The sequence below is a fragment of the Streptomyces sp. NPDC104309 genome (assembly GCF_055584025.1).
Map to the genome: position 1 here is coordinate 1 of NZ_JBVJMV010000148.1, position 1,323 is coordinate 1,323.

General features: G+C 67.3%; 2 protein-coding genes. Both read right to left on the reverse strand.

All coding sequences use genetic code 11. The annotated features are described in order from the left end of the window. Positions 1–31: 31 nt before the first annotated feature. The gene (locus ACZ68L_RS46920) at positions 32–949 is read right to left on the reverse strand and encodes an IS3 family transposase (protein ID WP_469591057.1); all 918 of its coding nucleotides are present in this window, start codon (positions 947–949) and stop codon (positions 32–34) included. Next, on the reverse strand, positions 946–1,254 hold the full coding sequence (locus tag ACZ68L_RS46925; protein WP_469591059.1) for a transposase: 309 nt from the start codon (positions 1,252–1,254) through the stop codon (positions 946–948). The genes ACZ68L_RS46920 and ACZ68L_RS46925 overlap by 4 nt, the downstream gene beginning before the upstream one ends. Between the last annotated feature and the right edge of the window lie 69 nt (positions 1,255–1,323).

Here is a 1,323-nt window from a genome sequence, read left to right on the forward strand (position 1 = left end):
TGAGGTTCCCCCGGCGTGCGGGAGGTGCTGATCAGCTGGTCAGGGCGGGTTGACGGGGTTTCAGGTTCGTTCGTTCGGCCGTTGCCTGGTCGGCGTAGTGCTTCTCCTCGAACTCGATCGGACTGAGGTAGCCGAGCCGTTTCTGGATGCGCCGGGAGTTATAGAACCCATCGATGTACTCGAACAGCGCCAGGTTCGTCTCGGCCCGGGTGGCGAAGACGCGGCCGCGGATGCACTCCGTCTTGGTGATCATCCACAGGTTCTCCGCGAGGGCGTTGTCGTACGAGTCTCCGACCGAGCCCATGGATGCCTGAACTCCCGATCGCAGCAGGCGAGTTGTGAGCTTGATCGACGTATACTGACAGCCGTGATCCGCGTGATGAATGAGCTGTCCGGGCTCGACCTCGCGGGAAGCGAGGGCGTACTCGAGCGTGGACAGCACCAGGTCGGCGTCCGCACGGGCGGAGGTCTCCCAGGCCACCACCCGGCGGGAGAACGCGTCCCGGATCGCGGACAGCCACAAGGGGCCCTCGCCGGTCGCGATCATCGTCAGGTCGGTGACCCACAGCCGGTTCGGTGCACTCGCGGTGAAGTCGCGCTGGACCAGGTCCGGGGCCAGGGTGGCCTTGGGGTCCCGGCGCGTGAAGCCCTTGCGACGCGGGCTGATCCCAGCGAGGTCGGCCTCGCGCATCAGGCGCTCGACCCGCTTGCGGCCCACGTGGACGCCTTCACGCTTGAGCACGGCATGCACGCGCGGCGAGCCGTAGATCCCGCCCGAGTCGGTGTGGATCTCCTTGATCTGCTCGGTGAGTTCCGCGTCCCGGCGCACGCGTTCGCACGGCTCGCGCTCGGCACGGCGCCAGCGGTAGTAGGTGGAGGAAGGGACGGACAGTTCCCGGAGTACGGGCTCGACCCCCAGGTGCGGGTGCTCGTCGAGGAGCGCCGTCACCTGGGCCGGGTCGGGTCGAGCTGGGCCGCGAAAAAAGCCGAGGCCGTCCGCAGGACCTCGTTCGCCCGCTTGAGCTGGGCGTTCTCCCTGCGCAGCGCGGTGAGCTCGGCGCGTTCGTCGGTGGTCAGCCGGTCATCGCGCTCGCCGGCGTCGGCCTCGGCCTGCCGGATCCAACCGCGCAGGGCCTCCGGATGCACGCCGAGATCGACGGCCAGCTTCTTGATCTGCGGCTTCGGATCGGCGGTGCGGTACATCCGTACCGCACGCTCACGCAACTCGAGCGAATATTTCCTGGGGGCAGCCATGGTCGATGTTCCTTTCATGAAAACCATCTGACCCTCTGTCACCACACTCCGCATCTCGGGGGAACCTCA

Bases quoted from the DNA above. Each gene is read 5' to 3' on its own strand.
- ACZ68L_RS46925 (WP_469591059.1), bottom strand. From the start codon at position 1,254: ATGGCTGCCCCCAGGAAATATTCGCTCGAGTTGCGTGAGCGTGCGGTA.